Genomic DNA, 25,110 nt, shown 5'->3' on the forward strand with positions numbered 1-25,110 from the left:
TTGACGCACATGCAACGGCCGGGAGCCTATTTTGAACAAGAGTGACAGCCAGCACGACAAGTCAGTCGCCCTGTACTGGGATTTTGAAAACCTTCACGCCAGCCTGGTCGAGGCCCGCCTGGGCGAGGGTGCCTACAACAAACCGGATGGCCGGTTCAAGGCGCAGGAACCTTTGGTGGACGTGCAGGCCATCGTGGACCTGGCGGCATCATTCGGGCCTGTGGCCATCAACCGCGCCTACTGCAACTGGCAGTATTTTGGCCGCTACCGTGATGCCTTGCTGCAAGCAGGTGTCGAACTCATCCAGCTTTTTTCTCCCGGCGCATCGGCCAAAAACGGCGCCGATATCCGCCTGTGCCTGGACGCGGTCGAAGACATTGGCCGCTTTGGCCACATCGGCACGGTCATGGTGGTGGGGGGCGACAGCGACTTCATGCCGGTGTCGCAAAAGATCAAGGCCGCAGGCCGAACCCTGGTGGGCGTGGGCGCCCGCAAAAACACCAATCGCCACTGGGCCCGGAGTTGCCACGAGTTTCGTTATTACGAAAACCTGCTGGAGCTTGCCGCGTCCTCTTCTTCTATCTCGCCTGAAGCAGCCAGCCAACCCGCCGACATGGTCCGACGCGCCATGCGCCTGTTGACGGATGCGCGAGGCGATGCCTGGGTCAGCATGGAATCCCTCTGGCACATGGTCAAACGGCTGGATTCGACGTTTGACTTCAAGGAACATGGTCACGGCAGTTTTGCTGCCTTGATCGCGGGGCTTGATGCGTTGGTGGAGATTCGGCAGGGGGAGGGTGAGCCGTTTGTCAGCTTGAAGTGAGTGGATGCGCCGCCTTGCTTGATGGCGCCATCTGAAATTTGAACTGCAGTTATGCAGCGCAAGCGGATCTTGTCGGCACGGTTTGTGTAGGGTCGATGACACCGGGGTGGATGGCTCCGCTCATGTCCCCCGGAGCGGGCTGCGCCCGATCCTCCTCCTTGACTTCGCTGCACCATCCACCCCGGTGCCATCGACAGCCAGCCATGTTGATACGCAATGACTCAACATGCAATGAACGCCAGCAACGCTTGCCGACTCAGGGCGGGGGACACGAACGGCGCTGAATGCTACGCCGTCCTGAGTCCCGCCCACCCTCTTGGGAATGACTGCAAACGCTGTGCTGTTATGCGCCAATTCGGAAATCTGGCTGACTGCTTTGGTCTAAACCGCCAACTTACGCGGCCATCGCCAAATCCACCGGCTCCGAAATCCCCGAGTCCAAAAGCGGTGTTGATTCCTGGACGGATTACGGTGCCGTACTGGACCAGACGTCAACAAACTGGTACGAATTGTTCAGATTTTTGGGTTCTTTGGTGTGTCCGTAGTGGGCTTGCCGTCGTCATCCAGATTCGTGTTCGGCATGATGGCCGGCGAACCAGCGCCTGGAGCGTCATTGACGTTGGCCTCCACCATATTCAGAAATTCATCAACTTCGTCGGTTGAGTGCTTGGATGGCTCAATGTGGGCCGTTTTCTCGCTAGTCATGGTGTTTCCTTTTGGTTTGGGGACGGGACCGTTAGCTGCTGTCAATTTCGCTTCCGTTGACCAGGGTCTTCAGATGCTGCGACAAAAAAAGCACACCGCCAATTGCCGAGCCCTGATTTGGTCAGGTTTGAGGCCGTCTGTCTGTTCGCCAGCGAACAATCAAGGCACCTGCAGCAACCTGCCTTTGTCGTTGTCCTTGCAGAAATCCGCGATGGCATCACCAGCGAATAGCGCGACCGTATCAAAGCCCTGGCGCGCGAGAACAAGGAACTGCGCCGGGCCAACGAAATCCTGAAACTTGCGAGTGCTTTTTTTGCCAAGGCTGAGCTCGACCGCCGACTCAAGTCTTGAAGGACTTTGTGGACAAGCATCGCAGCACCCACGGGGTCGAGTTGATTTGCAAGGTATTGCAGATTGCCCGGTCCGGGTATCAGCACCATGCGGCGTGCCAACGCAAACCCGAGTTGCGCTGCGCACGCGCCAAGCGGGATGACAGCTTTATGGAACTTCGCCGTCAATCCGGTGAGTATCACGTGGCGAGTTCAATGACCGGTATCGGGCTGGCATTTCCGTAGTTTGATCGTCGGCTTCGGGTCTGTGGCTGCCTGTCACTTTCGACCCAGACCAACCGCTCACTGCTTCAAAGTGACCAACCGTTTACGCTGCGTTGCCGAGGTGGATTTGACTCGGAAGCTGCCTTTCGGTTCCAGAAATGTCCTGTTGTGCCCCGGCCACAGACCTTGTGCAGTAAAAACGGACGTTACCCCCTCTCCCTGCAGCATCGCTCAGATGACTTGCACGTTCATGAATCAGTGATGACAGGTGCCAGGAATTCTTCTGTGTGACGGCGCACAGACTATTTGAAGTCCGGCGCCTAACCTCGGCGCTGAAGGTGGGCTATTCGGCACTACCTTCTGTTTAATTAACAACACAGATCATCGAATGGAGATTCATATGAACTACGAAGAACGCGACCCCTACGGCATGTACAAAGTCAACACCATCGGTGCGTCGGGGTCCGACGTGCGCCAAGGACCTGGTCCCGAACTGATGGGCGCTAACACGCTTCTCGGTAATGACGTTTACAACCAGAAAGATGAAGATCTTGGTGACATCAAAGAAATCATGCTCGATATGCGGAGTGGCAGAGTGAGTTATGCGGTGCTTTCCTATGGTGGTTTCCTGAGTATGGGCGAAAAACTTTTTGCCGTGCCGTGGAGTGCATTGACGCTTGATACGGTGAACAAGCGCTTTGTGCTGAACGTGGAAAAAGATCGTCTCGAAAATGCCCCGGGATTCGACAAGGACCAGTGGCCCAATATGGCGGACTCGTCGTGGGCGAAGAGCATCCATGATTACTACGGGACGACGCCATACGCCGACGACGTACCCCTTTAGGCGATTGCATATGAAAGGCTTTGTGCAAGATATCGAAGGTCTCGCTGTCAAAAATAGCGAGTTTCGGCGAGTGCTTTACACGGCCAAAAACTGCCAGCTGGTTGTGATGGCGTTAAGGCCCAAGGAAGAAATTGGGGCGGAAGTCCACAAGCTCGACCAGTTCTTTCGCGTGGAGGAGGGAAGCGGTGAGGCGGTTCTGGATGGCGTTAGTACGGCGATTCACGCTGGCTTCGCAGTGGTCGTCCCAGCCGGGACGAATCACAACATCATCAATACCGGCAGTGTTCCCCTGAAGCTCTACACGCTTTATGCGCCGCCGAATCATCGGGACGGCGTCGTTCACCACACCCGGGCCGATGCCGACGCCGACAACGAACACTTCGATGGCAGAACGACGGAGTAGAGCGTTGCCATGAATTGCATCCGATCTTTGCGTGACGCTGAATGCTGCACGCAAAGATCGATGGAGACCTTTGATTCCTCAACTCGCCAACGGACGGGTGCACCGTTGCGGATTCTCAATTTGGAATCTGCAGTTTCGACGCTCAATCGAAAGTCGCCAGTTTCAAATTCGAAGTTCGGGAGAAACTGAACTCAATTCACTTCCTGGCCAAGATGACAGAACGCCCAGGTGGTTTTCTGACGCAATCGATGCGCCTGTTTAGCGTTTAGCCTGCTTTTCTACACTATCTGATGTGCGCCTGGTGTCACGTACCCGGGATGACTCAAAGTCGTTGACCTTGGAACTTCCGCAGGCCGAACAAGTGTTGTATTTGCTCCGCCATCGCCACACTGAATAGACAAAGCCGGGCACCAACAAGCACAACCACAGCAGAAGCTCCAGGGAGAGTGTGCCTCGCCTGTGCATTTTTGGCGGTCCCACTGATCCGCAGTCTTTACAAAGCATGGTCATCAGAGTTCCTGTCTTTTATCGCAGAGGCATTCGCCTCTACTTTTGAGTCGGTGATATTGGAAGCAGGGACAGCAGCGGTAACCCCCAGCATTGATTTCAATCTGTCCGAAAATTTGCGCTTTCCTTCTCGGTCATGCCATGGAATGGCGTTTAGTTCGCATTGCGGCGAAAGGTCTGCAGCGTTATTGAGGGTGACCATATCTGAGCTTTTTTAACAACCGGCTTAACGCCAGTGAAGGTGCGAAAAATCAACGAGCAAGGTGGCAAGTGCGTGCTATCAAAGCAGGACATTTAATGCCCGGCCACTGACTTCCAGTGCCTGCGCAGTGTGGTTGTAGGCGATGCTTGCGTGGGTCTCGCCTTGCCTTGCATCACCAGCCTCGTGAAGCAATGCCGCTTGCCGATGGTGCTTGACAGCTTTCTCCAGCTGTACAGCAGCTTCTCGATGAAGGAACTGGGGAGTGACTATGGACTCGCGGGTATTTGATGTATCGGGGTAGGTCATGGTGTTACCTGGTTTGGTTGTCAACAAATCTTATTTATTCATCAATAACCGGTCGGTACGCCACCGAACAAACCGCCCCGTTGCCTGCAACCACATCACCCTGGTGCTGACCCAGCTGCATGACAATGTATTAAAAATTGACCTTGTTCGTAATCCGATTTCTTGAAACATGGCCTTTTTCAAGGCTTGATCGATCGGAGAAGTGCCAACCATGCATTTGTTGCGTTCAGTGTCTTGGTATCTGAGTAAGGGCGACCTCAGCCAAAGACACCAGTCAAGCCTCCGCAATCTTCTCAACAGGCAGGTTCTGTTCCAGCCACGCATCAAACGCCTCTTTCGCGGTCTTTCGCAACGCGCGGTGGAAGACCGCTTTGTCGCCTAGGTACAGGCAATGGCGTATCACTGTGTACGGGTTGAAATTGAGGTTCTCGTTGCGTTCTTCAAAGAACTGCTTGTAGCGCTTCACCAGCCCGATCTTTTGCCGCACGATGGAGTTGAACTCCGGGCGCGTGATGTCCGGCGACCAATCCTTGATCATCTCCACAAAGCTGTCAACCTTGTAGGGCTCGAAGGCGAAATCTTTGAAAAAATGATTCGCAATCTTCAGGAAGGTGAATGCGTTCAGCTCCCCTTTGACATAGCCATCCTGAGCCAACACTGGCATCTCGATGGGGGAGTCTTGCAAGGCGGTTTCATCGGGCGCGGACTGCAAGCCCGCCTCCGTCTCATCGCGAATCTGGCGAAATTCACGGTCGGCCAGCTCAAACAGCGCCGATAGCACGTTGATGCGGCGCTTGAGCGGCCCTGGGATGGACTTCTTGTATTTGATCTTGTGGTCCAGCACGCTCCAGGAGTCCTGGATGATCGTGCGCACCTGCAACTCGAACTGCTGCACCGGCAAGACCGTGTCAACCACAAGTCCGACATCGGCCGTGCTGAAGGCCAGGTCCATGTGAAGGCCTTTGTAGCCGAAAAAGTCGTCGGTCTGCTCCACCTTGGCAATCTTGTCGGTGATCTCGATCACGCCGAAGCCGGGTCGTATCAGGTCTGCGATAGGCCTGATTTCATCTTCGTACAGGCAAACGATGCGAATGCCGAGCAGATCGGTGATGTGGTCCTGGATCACAAAGACCTGGTTCTGCTCTTCCAGCGCGTTGCGGTACTTGCCGGAAAACTTGCGGATGCATTCATCCCGGTCCTTGACCCGGCCTTCAATCTTCGAGATTTGCAGCCCTGGGTGGCCCTGCAGCAGGCCCGCAATTTTCAGCTGCAGTTTGTCGCAGAGGGTCTTGAGCAAAGGCGCATGGGTCGCATGGAAGGCTTTGAATTCCAATTCTTCATGCTCGAAATCAAGTGATGCCATGGTCTGAGGCCGAAGTTAATTGAGGTGGACGTGGGGTGAAAACGGGGTGAACAGGGTAAGAAAACTCAAAAAGATTCTGCCATGCTTTTCACGCTCATTCACGACCTGACGCGCCAAAACCGCCGCCATTCTTGGTAACCTCCAAGTATGAACGCCCGCCCGAACACCCCTACCAAACCCCCGCCATTCCCCCCCGGCTCCCCCGTCGTCAACCTCGCCCTGCAGGGCGGGGGCTCGCATGGCGCGTTCACCTGGGGGGTGCTGGATGCTTTGCTGGCGGATGGGCGCCTCCATGTGGAAGGCATCAGTGGCACCAGCGCGGGCGCCATGAATGCGGTGGCCTTGGCCCATGGCCTGGCGCAGGGCTATGACAAGCCGGGCGGCGATCCGCGTGAAGCCGCGCGCGAGGCCCTGAGTAATTTCTGGAACGGCATTGTGGACATGGGTGCCCTGTCGGAAGCCCAGCGCGCGCCGTTTGACTTGCTGTTTGGTCAAGCGGGGGCCGACCACCCCATGACGGCCATGTGGACCAACGCGATGACCAACTTTTGGTCTCAGACGATGTCGCCTTACCAAAGCAATCCGTTCGACCTCAACCCTTTGCGCAACTTTCTGGTGAAACAGATCGACTTTGAGCGTCTGGCTCGGCTGGAGGCGCTGAAGGTGTTTGTGGTGGCCACGCGGGTCTCCACCGGCCAGGCTGAGGTGTTCTCCGGCAAGCGCCTCACTGCTGATGCGGTCATGGCGTCCGCCTGTCTGCCCATGGCGTTCAAGGCCGTGGAAATTGAAGGTGACCATTTTTGGGACGGCGGGTACTCGGGCAACCCGGCCATTCATCCGCTGATTTACGAGTGCAAAAGTCGTGACATCTTGCTGGTGCAGATCAACCCGATCAAGCGCGACAAACTGCCCACCACGGCGGCCGAAATCATGGACCGCGTCAACGAGGTCACTTTCAATGCCGGTCTGATTTCTGAGATGCGCGCCATTGATTTTGTGAAGCGCCTGTTGGCCGAGGGCAAGCTGGACCCCGCGCACTACAAGGATGTGCTGATGCACCGCATTGACGGGGGTGAGCCGCTGGAGGCGTTTGCGGCGTCTACCAAATCGTCCACCAGCGGCAGCCTGATTCGCACCTTGCGGGACCTGGGCCAGGCCCATGCCCGCGCGTGGCTTGACAGGCACTATGCCTCGGTGGGGGTCACGTGCACGGTCAATATCAAGCGTGATTATCTGGACGACTTGCGTGTGCCCGTGACGGCTCGCCAAGGCGGGCCAACCCCTGAAGACATGCCCGCCAACTGACAGGAGCCCCACCATGCCCATGACTTCCAACTACCTGACCTGCGTCGGTCGCGAAATCCATTACACCGACTGGTCCGCCCTCGACGCTGCCAATCCCCGCGGCACGGTGATGGCCTGGCATGGCCTGGCCCGCACCGGGCGCGACATGGACGAACTGGCGCAGTACCTGAGCGAGCGCGGTTACCGGGTGATTTGTCCTGACACGATCGGTCGGGGCCTGAGCCAGTGGAGTCCCGACCCGCAGCATGAATATGGCCTGGCGTTTTACGCGCGTCTGGCCCGCTTGCTGGTGGAGCAACTGGGCATTGAGCGGCTGCACTGGGTGGGCACGTCGATGGGCGGCGCCATTGGCACGGTGGGTGCGTCCGGATTTTTTGAGCCGGTGCTGAAGGACCGCATCAAAAGCCTGCTGCTCAACGACAACGCGCCGCAGTTGGCGCAGTCGGCCATTGAGCGCATCAAGTCTTACGCGGGCAGTCCGCCTGCGTTTGCCACGGTGGGTGAGCTTGAGGCTTTCTTCCGCCAGGTCTACAAACCCTATGGCTGGTTGAGCGATGCGCAATGGCGGCACCTGACGGAGACTTCCACCCGGCGCTTGCCCGACGGTCGCGTCACGCCCCATTACGATCCGGCCATGGTGCAGCAGTTTGTTAACTTGCCGGATGACTACCTGATCTGGCACCACTACGATGCCCTGCAGATACCGGTGCTGTGTTTGCGCGGGGCTGAGTCCGACCTGGTGCTGCGCGAGACCACGGCGGAGATGATGCGCCGCGGCCCGGGTGCCAAGGGGTTGGCGCAGGTGGTGGAGGTGGCGGGTTGCGGCCATGCACCCGCACTGAATGTGCCTGCCCAACTGGAACTCATCTACGCCTTCATTGACGGCGCCAATTGAATAGTGAATAGTGAATAGAGATTGAGAAAAAATGAAACTGAAGATGTCCGAAAACTCCTTGTTTGCTGTCTTGCTGCGCTCGCCGTGGTGGATCAGCTTTTTGTTGGTGGGGGCCATTGCCGTGGCCGCCGCAGCCCTGTTGCCCGCGGCCTATGTGCCTGTGGGCGTCATGGGCGGATTGCCTTTTTTGGTCATCGGCGTGATGGCCGCGTGGCGGCAGTGGCACGCGCCCAACCCGGCGCGCCTGGCCGAGGCGCTGGATCGGGCCCGCAACATGTCATGGCCCGATTTCTCTAACGCTTTGGAGCAGGCCTTTGTGGCACAGGGCTATGAGGTGAGCCGCCTGAAGGGTGGGGTGGCGGACTTGCAACTGGTCAAGGGTGGCAAGGTCACGCTGGTGAGTGGCAAGCGCTGGAAAGCCGCCAGCGTGGGCGTGGAGCCCTTGCGTGAACTGGCCGCGGCCAAAGAGGCGCAGGCTGCTCACCTGAGCACTTACATCGGCTTGGGCCAGCTCACCGACAACGCCCGCCGCTTTGCCCAGGAGCAGGGCGTTCATGTAATTACCGGTGATGCGCTGGCTATTTTGCTATCAAGCAAAAGCCGGTCTTAGTCAAACTTCGACTGTCACGGCGGGTGCTGGTCCTTTGTTTGATGCTTTATTTGATGCAAAATGATGTCTTTAAAGATGTAAGAGGCTCACATGCGCACCACACTCACCATCGACGACCACCTGTTTGCCAAAGCTGTATCACTGGCTGAACCGGGCATTGAAAAGTCCGAACTGATTCGAGAATGCGTGAAAGCGTTCATCCAACGACAGACCGCACGCCGCCTGGCTGCGCTGGGTGGTCAGGCGCCTGATATCGAACTGGTTCCCCGTCGGCGCGAAGACGAGATCACCCCATGAATGTGCTTGTCGACAGTTCCGTGTGGGTTGGTCACTTCAAACAGCGAAATGAACACCTGGTTGCCTTGCTTGAGGCCGACTCAGTCGTTTGCCATCCCTATATCGTGGCGGAAGTGGCCTGCGGGACGCCGTCCAACCGCAAGGCCATCATCTGCATGTTGTCCGAACTGGAGAGCGCGCCGATGGCAACGCAAGATGAACTCCTGGCCATGCTCGATACCAGGCAACTTGATGGTCGCGGCTGCGGCTTCGTTGACCTGAGCTTGCTCGCTTCAGCCCTGGTCAGTGAGAAGACCCTCATCTGGACACATGACAAAAGGTTTGAGCTCCTGGCAGTTGAGACAAAGTTGGCCTTCAGCCCGACGCTGCATTCTTGATGAATGCGCAATTTTGAATCTGGAGAAAACCGAGGGCAAAGCGGAGTCACCCGCATGCTGCGCGATGACGTGGAGCAGGTGTACCAGCAGAGTTAAAGTGTTGTTTTGCTATCAATTTAATAGCTACTACCGAACGTCCCACCTGGGCTACAGCCTGTTTTTATATAAATCCTGTCCAATCCGCCTATTGTTTGGCCCCCAGCGCCAGTGCCGCTGCACGCGAGGCTGCCAGGTCTTGCGCCGTGGGCCCCACCTGGGTGGGCCAGCCGGCCAGGTGCTGTTGGGTCACTTCGCACAGCGCCGTGATCCACTGCGGATCATCGTTCAGGCACTTGATGTAATTGAATTCCTTGCCGCCCGCGGTTAAAAAGGCGGCGCGGCCTTCCATGGCAATTTCTTCGAGCGTCTCCAGACAATCGCTGGTGAAGCCGGGGCACACCACATCCACCCGCTTGACGCCTGATTTGCCGAGCGCGATCAATGTGGGTTCGGTGTAGGGCTGTAGCCATTTGGCGCGGCCCAGGCGGGACTGGAACGTGACCTTGAACTGGTCTTTGTTCAGGCCCAATTGCTCGGCCAGCAGGCGCGCCGTCTTGAAGCATTCGCAGTGGTAGGGGTCGCCCAAATGCAGGGTGCGTTCGGGTACGCCATGAAAACTCATCACCAGCTGGTCCGGTCGGCCCTTGGTTTTCCAGGCCTGCTGGATGCTGTTGGCCAGGGCGGCAATGTAGCGGGCGTCGTCGTGGTAGTGGTTCACAAAGCGCAGTTCGGGAATGGCGCGCACCTTGCCAGCCCAGTTGTAGACCGCGTCAAACAGACTTGCCGTGGTCGTGGCGGAGTATTGGGGGTAGGCCGGCAAAATCAACACGCGGGTGGTGCCCTGCGCTTTCAGTGCATCCAGCTGCGAGGCAATGGACGTGCTGCCGTAGCGCATGGCGTAGCGCACTTGCACATCGTGCCCGCGCTGGGCCAGCCAGCCCTGCAGCAGCTTGGCCTGCTTTTCAGTCCATATTTTGAGGGGCGAGCCCTCGGGCGTCCAGACGCTGGCGTATTTGGCGGCTGACTGGGCCGGGCGAAGCCGCAGGATGATGCCGTGCAGGATGATCATCCACAGCAGACGGGGGATTTCAACCACGCGCGGGTCGCTCAGAAATTCGGCCAGAAAACGGCGTACATCGGCGGTGGTGGGGGAGTCGGGTGTGCCCAGGTTGCAAAACAACACGGCGGTGCGTGGCGCTTGGCCATGCTTGAAAGGGGGTTCTTTGGCGAAGGGGCCAGCTTTGATGGAAGTCATGCAGTATTCTCCCGCACCTATGCTGGATATTTCAAAAATCAAGGCAATAACCCTTGACCTGGACGACACCCTTTGGCCCGTCTGGCCCGCCATTGCCAAGGCCGAACAGGCCCTGGCCAGCTGGCTCGGTGAGTGCGCCCCCTTGGCCTGCGCGCTGGTGGCCGAGTCCAAAACCCGACTGGCGTTGCGCGATGAAGTGATCAGTCTGCGCCCCGAGATGGCGCACAACATGAGTTTTCAGCGGTGTGAGCTGATCCGGCTGGCCCTGCAGCGCTCGGATGAAGACACGGCGCTGGCAGAACCCGCGTTTGAGGTGTTTCTGGCGCACCGCATGAAGGTGGATTTCTATGCAGACGCCTTGCCCGCCCTGGCCTTTTTGGCAGAGCGCTTTCCGCTGGTCGCCGTGTCCAACGGCAATGCCGATGTCCAGCGGGTGGGCATTGGCGCACATTTCCAGGCTAGCGTGAGCGCCCATGTGCTGGGCGTGGGCAAGCCGGACCCCCGCATTTTTCACGCCGCAGCGGCCTCCGTCGGCGTGGCGTCAGACGCCGTGTTGCACGTGGGTGACGATGCCGCGCTGGATGTGCTGGGCGGCCTGGGCGCGGGCATGCAGACGGTGTGGCTTAACCGCGATGAGCGGGCGTGGTCGCACGACGCGAATCCCCATGTCACGGTGCAAACCCTGGACCAGTTGTGTGACCTGCTCAGGTCGGTGCCACCCCGCCCACGGGCCTGACCGCGTTCCCACGGGCGTCTGATCCCCGACTGATCAGGGCGTCCCTTCTGCCGGTGGCAGCAGCCGCAGTCGGCTGCGGGTGTTGGCCTTGATATCTTCGGTACTGAGGTGTTGCGGCAGGTAGCCGCCCGCCATGAAGGTGTCGGCCTGGTCTTTGTAGTGGTCGTTAAAAAAAACACCGCTTTGCCCCAGCGGATTGATGCCCAAGGCGTGCGCCGGGTCGGCAAAGTCGATCAGGCGCCGGGTGGACGGGCCTGTCGACACGGCCCAGGGTCCGGCGCTGATGTACCCCGAAAAGTGGTTGGGCGTTTCGCGCCCGCCGGGTGCCTCAAAAGGTCCGACATTAAACAGCCTGTCCAGGGGCTTTTGGGACGCCAGCGGGTGTTTGTGGGTCACCGTATGAGACTTGCCCCACGCCCAGTCGGCAGGGCTGGTGCCGATGGTTTTGCGCAAGTGGGCGATGGTGGCCTGCCATGCGAGTTTGATGGTGTCTTCCCGCGTTTCAATGGCCGGAGTGGTGCGGTTGTCCCACCAGGGCGAGGTGTCGTCCTGCACCAGGCGGGGCAGGGCAAATTCAAGCGCGTGGGTGCCCAGCAGGATCTGGAACTGGGTCTCGCCCATTTCATCGGCCATCGCGGCACGCGCCAGTTCGTACAAAAACTGGCTGAAGAGGGTGGGCTCCAGGCTGCTGATGGCGTGGCTGCCATCCCACTTGGCCAGGCTCAGCACCAGCGTGCGTTCCAGCGAGTCGGTGACGACCTTGTCCAGCACCGGCAGCAAGGGGTTGATGACCCGCGGACCATAGGTGTTTTGAACGTCCAGTTGCACCGCCTGGCTGTTGTTGACGTCCCATCGGACCGTGTCGTCCTGCAGGCGCCGGTCCAGTTGCTGGACCCGGTCAAACAACTGGTAGTAGCCCGGCACGGGCACGCCGCTGGTGGCCATGGGCTGGTGGTTGGCCGAGACGACGTAACCACGGGGCGGGTCTTCCTCATGCGGGTTGTCGCTGAAGCGGTAAAAACCGGTCTTGTCGGACTCGGCCGTGCTGCCATCGAGCATGAAGGTGGGGTTGACGCCGTCGGGGCGAATCGGCAGCCTGGCCGCGGCCCACCAGGCAATGTGGCCTGCGGCATTGGCCCACACCACGTTGAGGCCGGGCGCGTGGATCAGGCTGGCGGCGTGGCGGGCCTTGTCCAGCGTGTCGGCCCGGTTCAACGCGTAGAAGGCCTCGGCCACCGGGTTTTCCGTTTCCAGAAAAGCCCACCACATGGCTACCGGCGTGGTGCCCAGGCTGTTGCGAAACGCGTCGGTGATGATGGGGCCGTGCGGTGAGCGGCGCAGGTTGAGCTTGATGGACGGGGCCCCCTTGACGCGGATGGTTTCTTCGCGGCTTTCCAGGTCAACCCACTGGCCCTGGTAGGCCACCTGGTTGGGATTGTCGGGGTTGATCTTTTCGGCGATCAGGTCGATGTCGTCGTTCTGGAACAGGGTCAGCGTCCAGCCGAACTGGGTGTTGTGACCCAGCAGCGCCATCGGGTTCAGCGCCTGAAAGTGGCCATACAACTCGAAGTCGGGTGCCGAGAGGTGGGCTTCAAACCAGACCGCGGGCGCGGAGAAGCCGACGTGCGGGTCACCGGCCAGCAGCGGTTTGCCGCTGGCGGTGCGGCCACCCGAGATGGCCCAGGCGTTGCTGCCCTCAAATTGCGGCAGGCCGGCAGCGGCCAGCGCCTGTTGGCTCAGCTGGGCCAGCTGGTCCAGGGACCGCCAGTCGCGCTGCGTCAGGGCTGCCGTGGTGCTGGGTGGCAGCACCCCTTCAGGGTGCCACTCCAGGTCAAACACTTTCAGGTAGTCGGCACCGAGTTTGTCCCGCACATAGGTCAGCGTCGGCTCGGTGCGAAAGGCGGAGGCAAAGCTGTAGGCCAGGTAGCCAGACACGGCCATCGTGTCCTGTGCGGTGAACGGTCGTTTGGGAATCTTCAGCAGATCGAATTCGATCGGTGCCGGGTGGGTGTCCTGAAACTGGTTGATGCCATCCAGGTAGGCCGCCAGTGCCCGGTAGGCGGGGCCTTTTTTGTCCATGCCCGCGACCATTTTTTGGGCCTGCGCGCGAATGCCCAGAGTGCGAAACAGCCGGTCGGTGTCGGCCAGTTTGGGGCCCAGAATTTCGGCGAGTTCGCCCTGCGCCAGGCGCCGCACCATCTCCATCTGAAAGAGTCGGTCCTGCGCATGCACGTAGCCCAGCGCCCGGTACATATCGGTCTCGTTGGCGGCCCGGATGTGGGGCACACCGCGCTCGTCGTAGCGCACGGTGACGGGTTCGCTCAATTTTTCCAGCGTCAGCTTGCCTGAGCGTTGGGGTTGCTTGGTATAGAGGTACCAGGCGGCGGCTGCACCGGCGGCGGCAATCAGCAGGGCGAGCAGGATGGCGATGACCTTCAGGGCGCGTTTCATGAAGCGGAGTCCTTGTTTTTATGAATTTTTCCCCCGGGAATCATAAATCCGGCACACTTTTCAGCCGGGTGCCAGCGGCACAATTTGAGCTTTACTTTGGCGGTGGTTTTCATGGGCTTGCTTGATTCAGTGTTGGGTGCGGCAGCGGGCCAGATGCAACAACAGGGCGGTCTGACCAGCGTCTTGGGCGGCTTGCTCAACCGCTGACACTCGCTGCAGCGGCCCGTCCGCTGCGCACGGCTCCCTCCAGCGTGGCCGGGTAGGGGCCTTCCACATAGTCGCCACAGGCCACCAGCCCCGGTGCAATTTGCATCGCAGGGCGTTGCAGGCCGGGCGTGCAGGCAAACGTGGCACGCTTTTCAACCACCGTCTGAACCGCCTGCAGCTGGAGCCCCAGTTGCCTGTGGGCCTGCTGCAGAACCTGCGCTTGCAGCGTCTGCCGGTCGCCGTGGCTGGCGCTGACCACAAAGGCCAGCAGGCCGGCCGGGCCGCCGAGCTGGCCCCGGTCAAACACAAACTGGGCGGGCAGGGGGTGCTGCGGGTCATCGCTGCTGCGCAGGGTCAGCATGGGGTGGGGCAGGGTGGCGCCAGGCGCCCAGGCGTAGACCGTGGTGATGGCCTCAAACTGCAGCGCGCGTGTGACCCGCACCCATTGCCTGAAACTGTTTGCTACTAAATTTGTAGCTGCTTGCGCACTGCTGTCAAGGGCTCTGGCCGATTCTGATGCATTTGTAGCGAAGATGACGGCGTCAAACGCCTCGCCTTGCACCCGCCACCGCGAACCTTCTTGCAAGATCGATTCCACCCGCGTGCCCAGGCGCAGTTCACCCCCCCGCTGGGTGACCCAAAGCGCTGCGGCGTCAGGCAACAAGGCCGAGAGGTCTTGACGCGGCAGCAGCAGCCGCGAGCCGCCCTGTACGCCAAACAGGGCGTCTTTCATGACCCGCAAAAATACCTGTCCGCTGGCCCGGTCGGCCGGGGTGTTGAGGGCCGACACACACAGCGGTTCGATCAACTCGGCCCGCACGCGGGGGCTCATGCTGGCGCACAGCACGGCGACCGACGTCTCAGCTTCACAGCGAAAGCCCTGCAGTTGCCAGCCGGTGGCCACGCGCAGCAAGGACCACTTGTCAGCCACCGTCCAGCCGCGCGCTGCCATGATGCCCGCCAAGGCATCCAGCGGCGTTGGCCAGGCCGGAAAGCGCAGGCCCAGGCCGTCCGGGAACAGCAGCATCATGGGAACGCTGAGCAGAACAGACTCGGGCTGAAGGCCCAGTTGGTGCATCAGGCCCAGCGTCTCGGTGTAGGCGCCGATGAGGATGTGTTGGCCGTTGTCCAGCGTCACGGGCGTGCCGTCGGGCAACATGCCTGGCACGGCTCTGGCCCGCCCGCCGAGGGTGCGGGAGGCTTCGAAAATAACAGCGGTATGCCCGGCCCGAGTCGCCTCGACCGCCGCCGCCATGCCGGCCCAGCCCGCACCCACAATGGCAACTCTCATCACTTAAATATGACCCAGCGCCTGCACCTTCCACGCCAGCCACAGCTTGCGCAAGGGCGTGAGGCTGACGCGCTGGTGCAGCACCTGGAAGTTGTCGCGCTCAATCTCGGTGAGCAGGGCACGGTAGATGCTGGCCATCATCAGGCCCGGTTTCTGGGCGCGGCGGTCGGCGTCCGGCAGCAAGGCCAAGGCTTCGTCGTACAGGCCCTGCGCACGCTGCGCCTGGAACTTCATCAGTGCGGTGAAGCGGTCCGAGTACGTGCGTTTGAGAATTTCATGGGCCTTGACGTCAAACTGCTGCAACTCATTGACGGGCAGGTAAATGCGCCCGCGCAGGGCGTCTTCGCCCACGTCGCGGATGATGTTGGTGAGTTGCAGCGCCTGGCCCAGCTTGTGGGCGTAGGCGGTGGTTTGGGCCTGGGTCTGGCCGAAGATGCGGGCCGCCACTTCACCGACTTCGCCCGCCACCAGATGGCAGTAGCGCTGCAGGCCGGGGTAGTCCAGGTAGCGGGTTTGCTGCAGGTCCATCTGGCAGCCTTCGATCACGGCCTGCAGGTGGCGCTGCTCTATCTGGTAGTCGGCTACCCGCGGCATCAGCGCCTGCATCACCGGGTGGGTGGGCTGGCCCGCAAAGGACTGCGCCACTTCGGCCTGCCACCACGCCAGCTTGGTGGCTGCCACGCCGGGGTCGACCATGTCGTCCACCACGTCGTCGACCTCGCGGCAGAACGCATAAAACGCGGTGATCGCGGCGCGCCGGGGCTTGGGCAAAAACAGAAAGGCGTAGTAGAAGCTGCTGCCCGAGGCGGCGGCTTTTTGCTGGACGTAGTGCTCTGGGGTCATGGCGCTATTGTTACATCCACATGGCGCGCCAAAGCATCACGGGGACGTCCCAGCGCTTCAGTGTGGGGCGGGTGGTGAGGGTGGCAAATTTCACGGCTTCGATCTTGTCCAGGATGCGCAGGCCGCCTTGCACCACCAGGCGCAACTCCCATCCGGCACGGCCCGGCACCTGGTGCACCAGTTCAGCACCTTTTAGCATGCGGGCCCTAGCGGAATGTGCGCAGGCAGCTATCAATTTAGTAGCGGACGGAGTTTGCCGGCAAGCCAGCAAGTCGGCCTCTGCTACCCCGAAACGGGTGCAGTCGTCGTGCGGAAAATAGTAGCGACCGCGTGGAATGTCTACGCTCGGGTCTTGCCAGAAGTTGATGAGCTGCAGGGCGCTGCAGACGTCATCGCTGCGGGCCAGCGCTTGTGTGTCGGTCACACCGTACAGGTGCAGCAGCAGGCGGCCCACCGGGTTGGCGGAAAGGCGGCAGTAGTCCAGCAAATCCGCTTCGGTGGCGTAGCCAGCGCGATCACGGGTTTTTTCCGTGTCCTGGACAAAGGCGTCCAGCAAGTCATGCAGCAGCTGCGCCGGCAACTGGTGGGTTTGAATGGCGCGCTGCAGCGGGCCGAACACCTTGGCCCAACGGGTGCTGAAAGGCGCTTGCTGGCTGGCCGCCACCAGGTCCTGGCGGTAGGCCTGCAGGTCGTCCAGCCGCTGTTGCGCCGTGGCATCGCCTTCATCTGCCAGGTCGTCGGCGGTGCGGGCAAAGTGGTAGATGGCCGCGATCGGCGCGCGCAACCTGGCCGGGCACAGGAAGGACGCAACCGGAAAGTTTTCATAGTGCGCGATCGGCGCGGGTGGTGAAGGGTGTGGGTTGGAGTCGGTCGCTGAATGAGGCATGGTGGGCTGATTTTGCCTGTCCGCGTGCGCGTGTTGACAAGCCTGATCATTTATCCTAAATTACTAACCAGTTGGTCATTAGTGTCGCAATGACTGCCCTGAATCTCTCTTTTTCAAGAGTCCACCATGCCACACAAGATATTTCAAACCAGCGCAACGCTGATGGCCGCTGGGTTGTTGCTGCTTGCCTGCTCCAAGCCGGCGCCTACCGAGGCGCCCATCCGCGCTGTGAAAGTGATCACGGTGGGCGTGGACCGAATGCAGTCCAGCGCTGAATTTACGGGTGAAGTGCGAGCGCGTGTGGAGTCGCGCCTGGGCTTTCGGGTGGCAGGAAAGATCGTGCGGCGCCAGGCGGAACTGGGGCAGCGGGTCAAGGCCGGTGACGTGCTTGCCCAGTTGGACCCGCAAGACTACCAACTGGCCACCACCGCGGCGCGAGCCCAGGTGACGGCGGCGGCCACCAACCGCGATCTGGCTGCGGCCGACTTCAAGCGCTACAAAGAGTTGCGCGACCAGAATTTCATCAGTGGGGCTGAACTGGAGCGGCGCGAGGCCAGCCTCAAGGCGGCCCAGGCCCAGGTGGACCAGGCGCAAGCCCAGCTCACAGGTCAGGGCAACCAGGCCGCTTACACCAAGCTGGTGGCGGACGTGTCCGGTGTAGTGACGGCCGTGGAGGCCGAGCCGGGGCAGGTGGTCTCTGCCGGAACGCCCGTGGTACGTGTGGCACAGGACGGTCCGCGCGATGTGGTGTTTTCGGTGCCGGAAGACCGGGTGGCCTTCATCAGGGCGGGCAGCAGCGTGAACGTGCGCTTGTGGGCCAGCGCCAGCACCCTGAAAGGCGTGGTGCGTGAGGTGGCCGCCAGCGCCGACCCGGTGACCCGCACCTATGCCGTCAAAGTGGCCATGGACGCCAAAGACGTCTTGCCGCTGGGCGCCACCGTCACGGTGATGCCGCAGGCGCTTGACCGCAGCGGGGTACCGGTCATCAAGCTGCCCACCAGCGCGTTCCGCCAGGAGGGCCCATCGTCTGCCGTGTGGGTGCTTGATACCGCCAGCATGACGGTGAAGCTGCAATCCGTGACCATTGCCACCGCCGATGGCAATGAAGTGGTGGTGTCTGCCGGTCTGCAGCCCGGCATGAAAGTGGTGGCGGCGGGTGTGCATGTGCTGTCGCCGGGTCAAAAAGTGACTGTTTATAAGGAAAAAGAGGCTGTAGCCCCCGTCAATGGTTCACAAGCAGCTATTGATTTGATAGCTAATCCCGCGGTGGCACCGCTTGCCCCCGCCAGCGCTGCGACGGCGAAGTGAGGCGGCCATGAACCTTGATCGACCCAAAGAGGGCTTCAACCTCTCCAAATGGGCGCTGGACCATGCCGCGCTGACCCGGTATTTGATGATCGTGCTGATGCTGCTGGGCCTGGCAGCATACTTCCAGCTCGGTCAGGATGAAGACCCGCCGTTCACTTTTCGCGCGATGGTGGTGCGCACCTACTGGCCGGGGGCCACCGCCCAGCAAATGGCCGAGCAGGTGACCGACAAGATCGAGCGCACGCTGCAAGAGGTGCCCTACGCTGACAAGATCCGCAGTTATTCCAAGCCGGGCGAGTCGCAGATCATTTTCCAGATCAAGGATTCGAGCAAAGGCAGCGAGGTTCCCAACGTCTGGTACAGCGTGCGCAAGAAGGTGGGCGACATCCGCGGTACCTTGCCGGGCGGGGTGCAAGGTCCCTTTTTCAACGACGAATTTGGTGACGTGTACGGTGTGATCTATGCGCTGGAGACCGACGGCTTCAGCTACGCCGAACTCAAGACCCTGGCCGATGAGGCCCGCCAGCAGCTGTTGCGGGTGCCTGACGTGGCCAAGGTGGAGTTGTTTGGCGCCCAGGACGAAAAGGTGTTTGTCGAAATATCCCAGAAGCGCCTGGCTCAGCTGGGGCTGGACATGAACCAGGTGCTGGCGCAACTCGGCCAGCAAAACGCCGTGGAGTCTGCCGGTGCCGTGCAGACGCCGCTGGACGTGGTGCAGGTGCGCGTGGGCGGCCAGTTCAATGCAATAGACGACCTGCGCGCCATGCCCATCCGGGGCGGGGGCTACGGCACGGGCACCAATGCGGCGGTGAACCAGTTGCGGCTGGGTGACATTGCCGAGATCAAGCGCGGCTATGTTGATCCGCCTGCCGTCAAGGTGCGCCACCAGGGCCGCGAGGTGATTGCACTGGGCGTGTCGATGGCCAAGGGTGGCGACATCATTGCCCTGGGCAAGGCGCTGAAAAAGGCCACCGACACCCTCGAGAAGCGTTTGCCGGCGGGCGTCAATCTGGTGCAGCTGCAGGACCAGCCCAAGGCCGTGGCCAAGTCGGTCAACGAGTTCGTCAGCGTGCTGATTGAGGCTGTGGTGATTGTGCTGGCGGTGAGTTTCATTGCCCTGGGCTTTCACCGCCGGCCCGGGAATCACCCCTTGTGGAAGCGCTGGTACATCGACATGCGCCCCGGCCTGGTGGTGGGCATCACGATCCCGCTGGTGCTGGCGGTGACCTTTCTGTTCATGGACTACCTGGGCATTGGACTGCACAAAATTTCGCTGGGCTCGCTGATCATCGCGCTGGGTCTCCTGGTGGACGATGCCATCATTGCCGTGGAAATGATGGTGCGCAAGATGGAGGAGGGCTACGACAAGGTGCGCGCCGCCACGTTTGCCTATGAAGTCACGGCCATGCCCATGCTGACCGGCACCCTGATCACCGCCGCCGGGTTTTTGCCCATTGGCATGGCGCGCTCCACCGTGGGGGAATACACCTACGCCATCTTTGCCGTGACGGTGATTGCACTGGTGGTGAGCTGGCTGGTCTCGGTGTACTTTGTGCCTTACCTGGGCACCTTGTTGCTGAAGGCCAGGCCCCATGCGGCAGAAGGTGTGCACCAGGGGGAGGGCCACCAGGAGCACTTTGACACGCCGTTTTACAACGGGTTTCGCCATGCCGTGAACTGGTGTGTGCAGCACCGCTGGCTGACCATTGGCGCCACCGTGCTGACATTTGCCCTGGGCATTGTGGGCATGGGCCAAGTGCAGCAACAGTTTTTCCCGGACTCCAGCCGCCCTGAGATCATGGTGGATATCTGGTTTCCCGAGGGCACCTCGTTTGCCGCCAACGAGTCGGTGACCCGGCGCGTCGAAGCGCGGCTGATCCAGGAGGTGGGCGTCGACACGGTCAGCACTTGGGTGGGTTCCGGGGTGCCGCGGTTTTATTTGCCCCTGGACCAGGTGTTTCCACAGAGCAATGTGTCGCAGTTCATCATCGTGCCCAGGGATTTGAAGGTGCGCGAGACGCTTCGGATCAAGTTGCCCGCCTTGCTGGCCACCGAGTTCCCCGAGGTACGCGGGCGGGTGAAGTTGTTGCCCAATGGACCCCCCGTGCCATTCCCGGTGCAATTTCGTGTGGTGGGTGCAGACCCGCTGGTCCTGCGCGAGCGGGCCGACGAGGTCAAGGCTGCCCTGCGCGCCAGCCCCAACACCCGTGGCGTGAATGACAACTGGAATGAGTCCGTCAAGGTCATCCGGCTGGAGGTGGACCAGGCCAAGGCGCGCGCGCTGGGCGTGACCAGCCAGTCGATTGCGCAAGGTTCGCGCACCCTGCTGGCGGGCACCAACGTCGGGCAGTACCGTGAGGGCGACAAGCTCATCGACATCGTGCTGCGCCAGCCGCTGGATGAACGCAACACGCTGACTGATATTGGCAACGCCAACGTGCCCACGGCGTCAGGCCAATCCATCCCCCTGACCCAAATCGCCAAACCGGTCTTCAACTGGGAGCCCGGCGTGATGTGGCGCGAGAACCGCGACTACGCCATCACGGTACAAAGCGATATTGTCGAAGGCCTGCAGGGTGCCACGGTCACCAACGAGTTATTGCCGGCCTTGAAGGCGATTGAGGCCCGTTGGCACGCTGCCGGACAGACGGGCTACCGCATCGAAGTGGCCGGTGCGGTTGAAGAAAGCTCCAAGGGCTCCAGCTCCATTGTGGCGGGCGTGCCCATCATGCTGTTCATCACATTCACCTTGCTCATGCTGCAGTTGCACAGCTTCAGCCGGGCCATGCTGGTGTTTCTGACCGGCCCGATGGGCATTGCCGGTGTGGCCGGTGCCTTGTTGCTGCTCAATCGCCCATTCGGATTTGTCGCCTTGCTGGGGGTGATTGCCCTCATGGGCATGATTCAGCGCAATTCGGTGATTTTGATTGACCAGATTGAGCAGGACCGTGCCCGGGGTGTGCCCGCCTGGGATGCGATTGTGGAGTCTGCGGTGCGGCGTTTGCGGCCCATTGTGCTGACGGCCGCCGCTGCCGTGCTGGCCATGATTCCGCTGTCGCGCTCGGTATTTTGGGGCCCGATGGCGGTCGCCATCATGGGCGGCCTGGTCGTTGCGACGGTGCTGACGCTGCTGGCTTTACCCGCCATGTACGCCGCCTGGTTCAGGGTCAAGCGGGAGACTCGCGCGGCAGGTTAAAATAATAAGTTGACCTATATCCCGGGGGTGTTCTTCATGATCACCCCCTTGTTATTAGCGCGGGTGGCGAAATTGGTAGACGCACCAGGTTTAGGTCCTGACGTCCGCAAGGATGTGGGGGTTCGAGTCCCCCCCCGCGCACCACTTCTGAGAATTTGAAGGGCAGACTGCAGCCGACAGACGGCAAGCTTTGTCCTCAACTGTTTAATATTTAGGAGCATTACGATGGCTGTTACTGTTGAAACCCTGGAAAAGCTGGAACGCAAAATCACATTGACCTTGCCCGTGGGCAGCATTCAGTCTGAAGTTGCAGCACGTCTGAAAAAGATGGCTCGCACCGTCAAGATGGACGGTTTCCGTCCCGGCAAAGTGCCCATGAACGTGGTGTCACAGCGCTACGGCTACTCGGTTCACTACGAAGTGATGAACGACAAGGTCGGTGAAGCATTTGCCACCGCCGCCAACGAGGCCAAGTTGCGCGTTGCCGGCCAGCCCCGCATCACCGAGAGTGAAGCCTCTCCTGAAGGCGAAATGGCCTTTGACGCCGTGTTTGAGGTGTACCCGGAAGTCAAAATCGGTGACCTGACCACCGCTGAAGTTGAAAAACTCACCGCTGAAGTCACCGATGGCGCCATCGACAAAACCATCGACATCCTGCGCAAGCAGCGCCGTACCTTCGCCCAGCGCGCGCATGACGCCGCTGCGCAAGACACCGACCGCGTGACGGTTGACTTCGAAGGCAAGATCGACGGTGAAGTATTTGCCGGCGGCAAAGCGGAAGACTTCCAGTTCATCATTGGTGATGGCCAGATGCTCAAGGAGTTCGAAGACGCGACCCGCGGCATGAAATCCGGCGAAAGCAAGACCTTCCAGTTGGCTTTCCCCGCTGACTACCATGGCAAAGATGTGGCCGGCAAAACGGCTGACTTCATGGTCACGCTCAAGAAGGTCGAGGCCGCTCATTTGCCTGAAGTGAATGAGGTGCTGGCCAAGTCACTCGGTATTGCCGACGCCACGGTCGAGGGCCTGCGCGCTGACATCAAGAAAAACCTGGAGCGTGAAGTCAAGTTCCGCCTGTTGGCCCGCAACAAAGCGGCCGTCATGGACGCTCTGGTGTCCAAGGCCGAACTCGACCTGCCCAACACCAGCGTGCAGCAGGAAATCAGCCGTTTGCTGGAAGGCGCCCGTGCCGACCTGAAGCAGCGCGGCGTGAAGGATGCCGACAAGGCGCCGATTCCTGATGACGTGTTCCGCCCCCAGGCTGAGCGTCGTGTCCGTTTGGGTCTGGTGGTTGCTGAGTTGGTTCGTTCCAATGACCTGCAAGCCAAGACCGAGCAGATCAAATCTCACATTGAAGAGCTGGCTGCCAGCTATGAAAAGCCCGCCGACGTGATGCGCTGGTACTACAGCGACAACAACCGCCTGGCTGAAGTTGAAGCGATTGTCATTGAAAACAATGTGACCGAGTTCGTCATGTCAAAAGCCAAGGTCAGCGACAAGAGCGTGTCCTTTGACGAGTTGATGGCTCAAAACTGAGATCAAAGTCGCCTCGAGCGACTGTAAATGGGGCTTGCGCCGGGCTTGTAGTCTTGTATGCAAGCCCCATTTTCTTTGTGGTGCCTATTTTTCGGTACAGTATCTGCCTATTTGGAGTCAATATGAACGTGCGATTTGGTGCAATGGATACGCAAGCGTTGGGCATGGTGCCCATGGTGATTGAGCAATCAGGTCGTGGTGAGCGGTCTTACGACATTTATTCACGCCTGCTCAAAGAGCGCGTCATTTTTCTGGTGGGACCGGTCAACGACCAGGTCGCCAATCTGGTGGTCGCACAATTGTTGTTCCTGGAGAGCGAAAATCCTGACAAGGACATCTCGTTCTACATCAACTCCCCCGGTGGTTCGGTCAGCGCCGGCATGGCAATTTTCGACACGATGAACTTTATCAAGCCAGAAGTGTCTACTCTTTGCACAGGTATGGCGGCCAGTATGGGTGCCTTCCTTTTGGCAGCAGGTGCCAAGGGCAAACGTTTCTCCCTGCCCAATTCGAAGGTCATGATCCATCAGCCTTCGGGTGGCAGCCAAGGTCAGGCGACCGAGATCGAGATCCAGGCCCGCGAGATATTGAAGACGCGTGAGCAACTCAACAAGATCCTGGCTGAGCGCACCGGTCAGCCTTTGGAGCGCATTGCGCGTGACACAGAGCGGGATTACTACATGTCCGCTGACGAATGCAAGGAATATGGACTGATCGACAAGGTCATTTCCAAGCGGGCTTGATGGACGTCAGTCGTCTGTCACAGGCTGAGGCTTTTCTATAGAGATCACGGTGCTTTCTGTCAAAGAATGCGCCGTTTTTATTTGAGTATCATTCGGTAACATACCGGAAAAGGGCGTAGTTCACATGGCCGAAAAAAAAGGCTCCTCCAGCGAAAAAACTCTTTATTGCTCCTTTTGCGGCAAAAGCCAGCATGAGGTCAAGAAGCTGATCGCAGGCCCGTCTGTATTTGTCTGTGACGAATGCATTGATCTCTGCAACGAGATCATTCGCGACGAATTGCCGGCCACCACGGAGGCACGTGCGGCAGGAAGTGATTTGCCCACGCCGACCGAGATAAAGACCAATCTGGACAACTATGTCATTGGTCAGGAACCCGCCAAGCGCACACTTGCGGTCGCGGTTTACAACCACTACAAGCGTTTGCGGCACAAAGAGACCTCGAAAAAAGACGAGGTCGAATTGGCCAAAAGCAATATTCTGCTGATTGGCCCCACGGGCTCCGGCAAGACACTGCTGGCGCAAACCTTGGCGCGCATGTTGGATGTTCCTTTTGTGATGGCCGATGCGACCACGCTGACCGAAGCTGGTTACGTAGGCGAAGACGTTGAAAACATTGTCTTGAAGCTCCTCCAAAGCTGCAATTACGAAGTTGAACGGGCGCAGCGTGGCATTGTCTACATCGACGAAATCGACAAGATTTCCCGCAAGTCGGACAACCCGTCCATCACGCGCGACGTTTCTGGTGAAGGCGTTCAGCAGGCTTTGCTCAAACTGATTGAGGGCACCATGGCCAGCGTGCCGCCTCAAGGTGGACGCAAACACCCGAATCAGGATTTCGTTCAGGTCGACACGACCAACATCCTGTTTATCTGTGGCGGTGCGTTCTCAGGCCTTGAGAAGGTGATTGACAACCGGACAGAGTCGTCAGGCATTGGATTTGGTGCAGCGGTCAAGAGCAAAGAGCAGCGCAGTCTGACCGAGGTCTTCAAGGATGTCGAGCCGGAAGATTTGATCAAGTTTGGTCTGATTCCTGAGTTGGTTGGTCGTATGCCTGTGGTCGCCACTTTGGCTGAACTCACGGAAGATGCGCTGGTGCAGATCCTGACGGAGCCCAAAAATGCACTGGTCAAGCAGTACGCCAAGTTGCTGGCCATGGAAGGTGTTGACCTTGAAATCAGGCCATCGGCCTTGAAGGCAATTGCCAAGAAGGCGCTCGCACGCAAGACTGGCGCTCGGGGTTTGCGTTCTATTCTTGAGTTTGCTTTGCTCGACACCATGTACGAATTGCCCAATACGGCCAATGTCGACAAGGTGGTGGTTGACGAGTCGACCATTGAAGAAAACAAGCCGCCGCTGCTGGTCTATCGCGAAACCGCCAAAAAGGCTTGATTTGGCTGGTCTTTGCGGTTGTTTACTCAAATTTGAGG

General features: G+C 59.8%; 24 protein-coding genes, 1 tRNA gene, 1 pseudogene and 1 other annotated feature. Of the genes and pseudogenes, 17 read left to right on the forward strand and 9 right to left on the reverse strand.

The annotated features are described in order from the left end of the window. Positions 1 to 31: 31 nt before the first annotated feature. A complete protein-coding gene (locus AC097N_RS01550; RefSeq protein ID WP_479578967.1) occupies positions 32 to 823 on the forward strand; it encodes an NYN domain-containing protein in 792 nt (263 codons plus the stop codon). Between the two features lie 513 nt (positions 824 to 1,336). Here AC097N_RS01550 and AC097N_RS01555 read toward each other — a convergent pair. After that, the gene (locus tag AC097N_RS01555) at positions 1,337 to 1,528 is read right to left on the reverse strand and encodes a hypothetical protein (protein ID WP_479578968.1); all 192 of its coding nucleotides are present in this window, start codon (positions 1,526 to 1,528) and stop codon (positions 1,337 to 1,339) included. A 204-nt stretch (positions 1,529 to 1,732) separates the two neighbouring features. Between AC097N_RS01555 and AC097N_RS01560 the strand changes: the two are divergent. From AC097N_RS01560 to AC097N_RS01570, 3 genes and pseudogenes are all read left to right on the forward strand, one after another. Then, positions 1,733 to 2,031 (forward strand): annotated as a pseudogene (locus AC097N_RS01560) (IS3 family transposase); the annotation flags it as partial. After that, positions 1,834 to 1,950 (forward strand) — a sequence feature (AL1L pseudoknot). Its footprint overlaps the pseudogene before it by 117 nt. A gap of 451 nt (positions 2,032 to 2,482) precedes the next feature. After that, the gene (locus AC097N_RS01565) at positions 2,483 to 2,926 is read left to right on the forward strand and encodes a PRC-barrel domain-containing protein (RefSeq protein ID WP_479578969.1); all 444 of its coding nucleotides are present in this window, start codon (positions 2,483 to 2,485) and stop codon (positions 2,924 to 2,926) included. A 10-nt stretch (positions 2,927 to 2,936) separates the two neighbouring features. Then, positions 2,937 to 3,329, forward strand: a complete 393-nt coding sequence (locus AC097N_RS01570; RefSeq protein ID WP_479578970.1) for a cupin domain-containing protein — start codon at positions 2,937 to 2,939, stop codon at positions 3,327 to 3,329. 493 nt (positions 3,330 to 3,822) lie between these two features. On the opposite strand, the gene AC097N_RS01575 is transcribed toward AC097N_RS01570, so the two are convergent. From AC097N_RS01575 to AC097N_RS01585, 3 genes are all read right to left on the reverse strand, one after another. Then, on the reverse strand, positions 3,823 to 4,038 hold the full coding sequence (locus AC097N_RS01575) for a hypothetical protein (RefSeq protein ID WP_479578971.1): 216 nt from the start codon (positions 4,036 to 4,038) through the stop codon (positions 3,823 to 3,825). Positions 4,039 to 4,116: 78 nt separating this feature from the next. Next, positions 4,117 to 4,344, reverse strand: a complete 228-nt coding sequence (locus AC097N_RS01580) for a hypothetical protein (RefSeq protein ID WP_479578972.1) — start codon at positions 4,342 to 4,344, stop codon at positions 4,117 to 4,119. Positions 4,345 to 4,618: 274 nt separating this feature from the next. Next, positions 4,619 to 5,707: a GTP pyrophosphokinase gene (locus AC097N_RS01585; protein ID WP_479578973.1), complete on the reverse strand. Its 1,089-nt coding sequence runs from the start codon at positions 5,705 to 5,707 to the stop codon at positions 4,619 to 4,621. 147 nt (positions 5,708 to 5,854) lie between these two features. On the opposite strand from AC097N_RS01585, the gene AC097N_RS01590 reads away from it, so the two are divergent. The 5 genes from AC097N_RS01590 to AC097N_RS01610 all read left to right on the forward strand — a co-directional run bounded on the left by AC097N_RS01590 (position 5,855) and on the right by AC097N_RS01610 (position 9,191). Further along, entirely contained in the window at positions 5,855 to 7,012 is a 1,158-nt protein-coding gene (locus tag AC097N_RS01590; protein ID WP_479578974.1) for a patatin-like phospholipase family protein, read from the forward strand. 13 nt (positions 7,013 to 7,025) lie between these two features. Beyond that, positions 7,026 to 7,907, forward strand: a complete 882-nt coding sequence (locus AC097N_RS01595) for an alpha/beta fold hydrolase (RefSeq protein ID WP_479578975.1) — start codon at positions 7,026 to 7,028, stop codon at positions 7,905 to 7,907. Positions 7,908 to 7,938: 31 nt separating this feature from the next. Further along, entirely contained in the window at positions 7,939 to 8,517 is a 579-nt protein-coding gene (locus AC097N_RS01600) for a restriction endonuclease (RefSeq protein ID WP_479578976.1), read from the forward strand. Between the two features lie 90 nt (positions 8,518 to 8,607). After that, positions 8,608 to 8,814 carry a type II toxin-antitoxin system VapB family antitoxin gene (locus tag AC097N_RS01605; RefSeq protein WP_479578977.1) on the forward strand — a complete coding sequence of 69 codons (207 nt, stop codon included), beginning with the start codon at positions 8,608 to 8,610 and terminating at the stop codon, positions 8,812 to 8,814. After that, positions 8,811 to 9,191 carry a type II toxin-antitoxin system VapC family toxin gene (locus AC097N_RS01610; protein ID WP_479578978.1) on the forward strand — a complete coding sequence of 127 codons (381 nt, stop codon included), beginning with the start codon at positions 8,811 to 8,813 and terminating at the stop codon, positions 9,189 to 9,191. Before AC097N_RS01605 ends, AC097N_RS01610 begins: the two co-directional genes overlap by 4 nt. A 184-nt stretch (positions 9,192 to 9,375) precedes the next feature. Here the strand turns inward: AC097N_RS01610 and hemH are convergent, their stop codons facing one another. Further along, positions 9,376 to 10,485, reverse strand: coding sequence for a ferrochelatase (gene hemH / locus AC097N_RS01615; protein ID WP_479578979.1), 1,110 nt, complete (start codon positions 10,483 to 10,485; stop codon positions 9,376 to 9,378). Between hemH and AC097N_RS01620 the strand changes: the two genes are divergently transcribed. Then, positions 10,484 to 11,221 (forward strand): HAD family hydrolase, encoded by a 738-nt coding sequence (locus AC097N_RS01620; RefSeq protein ID WP_479578980.1) that lies wholly within the window; start codon positions 10,484 to 10,486, stop codon positions 11,219 to 11,221. The genes hemH and AC097N_RS01620 overlap by 2 nt on opposite strands. Positions 11,222 to 11,254: 33 nt before the next feature. On the opposite strand, the gene AC097N_RS01625 is transcribed toward AC097N_RS01620, so the two are convergent. Then, positions 11,255 to 13,672, reverse strand: coding sequence for a penicillin acylase family protein (locus AC097N_RS01625; protein ID WP_479578981.1), 2,418 nt, complete (start codon positions 13,670 to 13,672; stop codon positions 11,255 to 11,257). Between the two features lie 84 nt (positions 13,673 to 13,756). Here AC097N_RS01625 and AC097N_RS01630 point away from each other — a divergent pair, with 84 nt between their 5' ends. After that, the gene (locus tag AC097N_RS01630) at positions 13,757 to 13,879 is read left to right on the forward strand and encodes a hypothetical protein (RefSeq protein WP_479578982.1); all 123 of its coding nucleotides are present in this window, start codon (positions 13,757 to 13,759) and stop codon (positions 13,877 to 13,879) included. Here AC097N_RS01630 and hpnE read toward each other — a convergent pair. Genes hpnE through hpnC form a run of 3 tightly spaced genes read right to left on the reverse strand, consistent with a single transcriptional unit; the run spans position 13,869 to position 16,899 of the window. Continuing rightward, the gene (gene hpnE, locus AC097N_RS01635) at positions 13,869 to 15,170 is read right to left on the reverse strand and encodes a hydroxysqualene dehydroxylase HpnE (protein ID WP_479578983.1); all 1,302 of its coding nucleotides are present in this window, start codon (positions 15,168 to 15,170) and stop codon (positions 13,869 to 13,871) included. The two genes, AC097N_RS01630 and hpnE, sit on opposite strands and share 11 nt — an antisense overlap. A gap of 3 nt (positions 15,171 to 15,173) precedes the next feature. After that, entirely contained in the window at positions 15,174 to 16,013 is an 840-nt protein-coding gene (gene hpnD / locus AC097N_RS01640) for a presqualene diphosphate synthase HpnD (protein WP_479578984.1), read from the reverse strand. 10 nt (positions 16,014 to 16,023) lie between these two features. Beyond that, positions 16,024 to 16,899 carry a squalene synthase HpnC gene (gene hpnC / locus AC097N_RS01645; RefSeq protein ID WP_479578985.1) on the reverse strand — a complete coding sequence of 292 codons (876 nt, stop codon included), beginning with the start codon at positions 16,897 to 16,899 and terminating at the stop codon, positions 16,024 to 16,026. A gap of 126 nt (positions 16,900 to 17,025) precedes the next feature. Here hpnC and AC097N_RS01650 point away from each other — a divergent pair, with 126 nt between their 5' ends. The 6 genes from AC097N_RS01650 (at position 17,026) to clpX (ending at position 25,072) form a co-directional block, all read left to right on the forward strand. Continuing rightward, the gene (locus AC097N_RS01650; RefSeq protein ID WP_479578986.1) at positions 17,026 to 18,207 is read left to right on the forward strand and encodes an efflux RND transporter periplasmic adaptor subunit; all 1,182 of its coding nucleotides are present in this window, start codon (positions 17,026 to 17,028) and stop codon (positions 18,205 to 18,207) included. A 7-nt stretch (positions 18,208 to 18,214) separates the two neighbouring features. After that, positions 18,215 to 21,403, forward strand: coding sequence for an efflux RND transporter permease subunit (locus AC097N_RS01655; protein WP_479578987.1), 3,189 nt, complete (start codon positions 18,215 to 18,217; stop codon positions 21,401 to 21,403). Positions 21,404 to 21,460: 57 nt separating this feature from the next. Beyond that, positions 21,461 to 21,547: transfer RNA gene (locus AC097N_RS01660), tRNA-Leu, on the forward strand. An 81-nt stretch (positions 21,548 to 21,628) separates the two neighbouring features. Next, positions 21,629 to 22,939: a trigger factor gene (tig, locus tag AC097N_RS01665; RefSeq protein ID WP_479578988.1), complete on the forward strand. Its 1,311-nt coding sequence runs from the start codon at positions 21,629 to 21,631 to the stop codon at positions 22,937 to 22,939. A gap of 122 nt (positions 22,940 to 23,061) precedes the next feature. Next, positions 23,062 to 23,682 (forward strand): ATP-dependent Clp endopeptidase proteolytic subunit ClpP, encoded by a 621-nt coding sequence (gene clpP / locus AC097N_RS01670; RefSeq protein ID WP_479578989.1) that lies wholly within the window; start codon positions 23,062 to 23,064, stop codon positions 23,680 to 23,682. 124 nt (positions 23,683 to 23,806) lie between these two features. After that, positions 23,807 to 25,072 carry an ATP-dependent Clp protease ATP-binding subunit ClpX gene (gene clpX, locus AC097N_RS01675; protein WP_479578990.1) on the forward strand — a complete coding sequence of 422 codons (1,266 nt, stop codon included), beginning with the start codon at positions 23,807 to 23,809 and terminating at the stop codon, positions 25,070 to 25,072. Positions 25,073 to 25,110 lie beyond the last annotated feature (38 nt).

It is taken from the genome of Rhodoferax sp. LS1R11 (assembly GCF_056521395.1).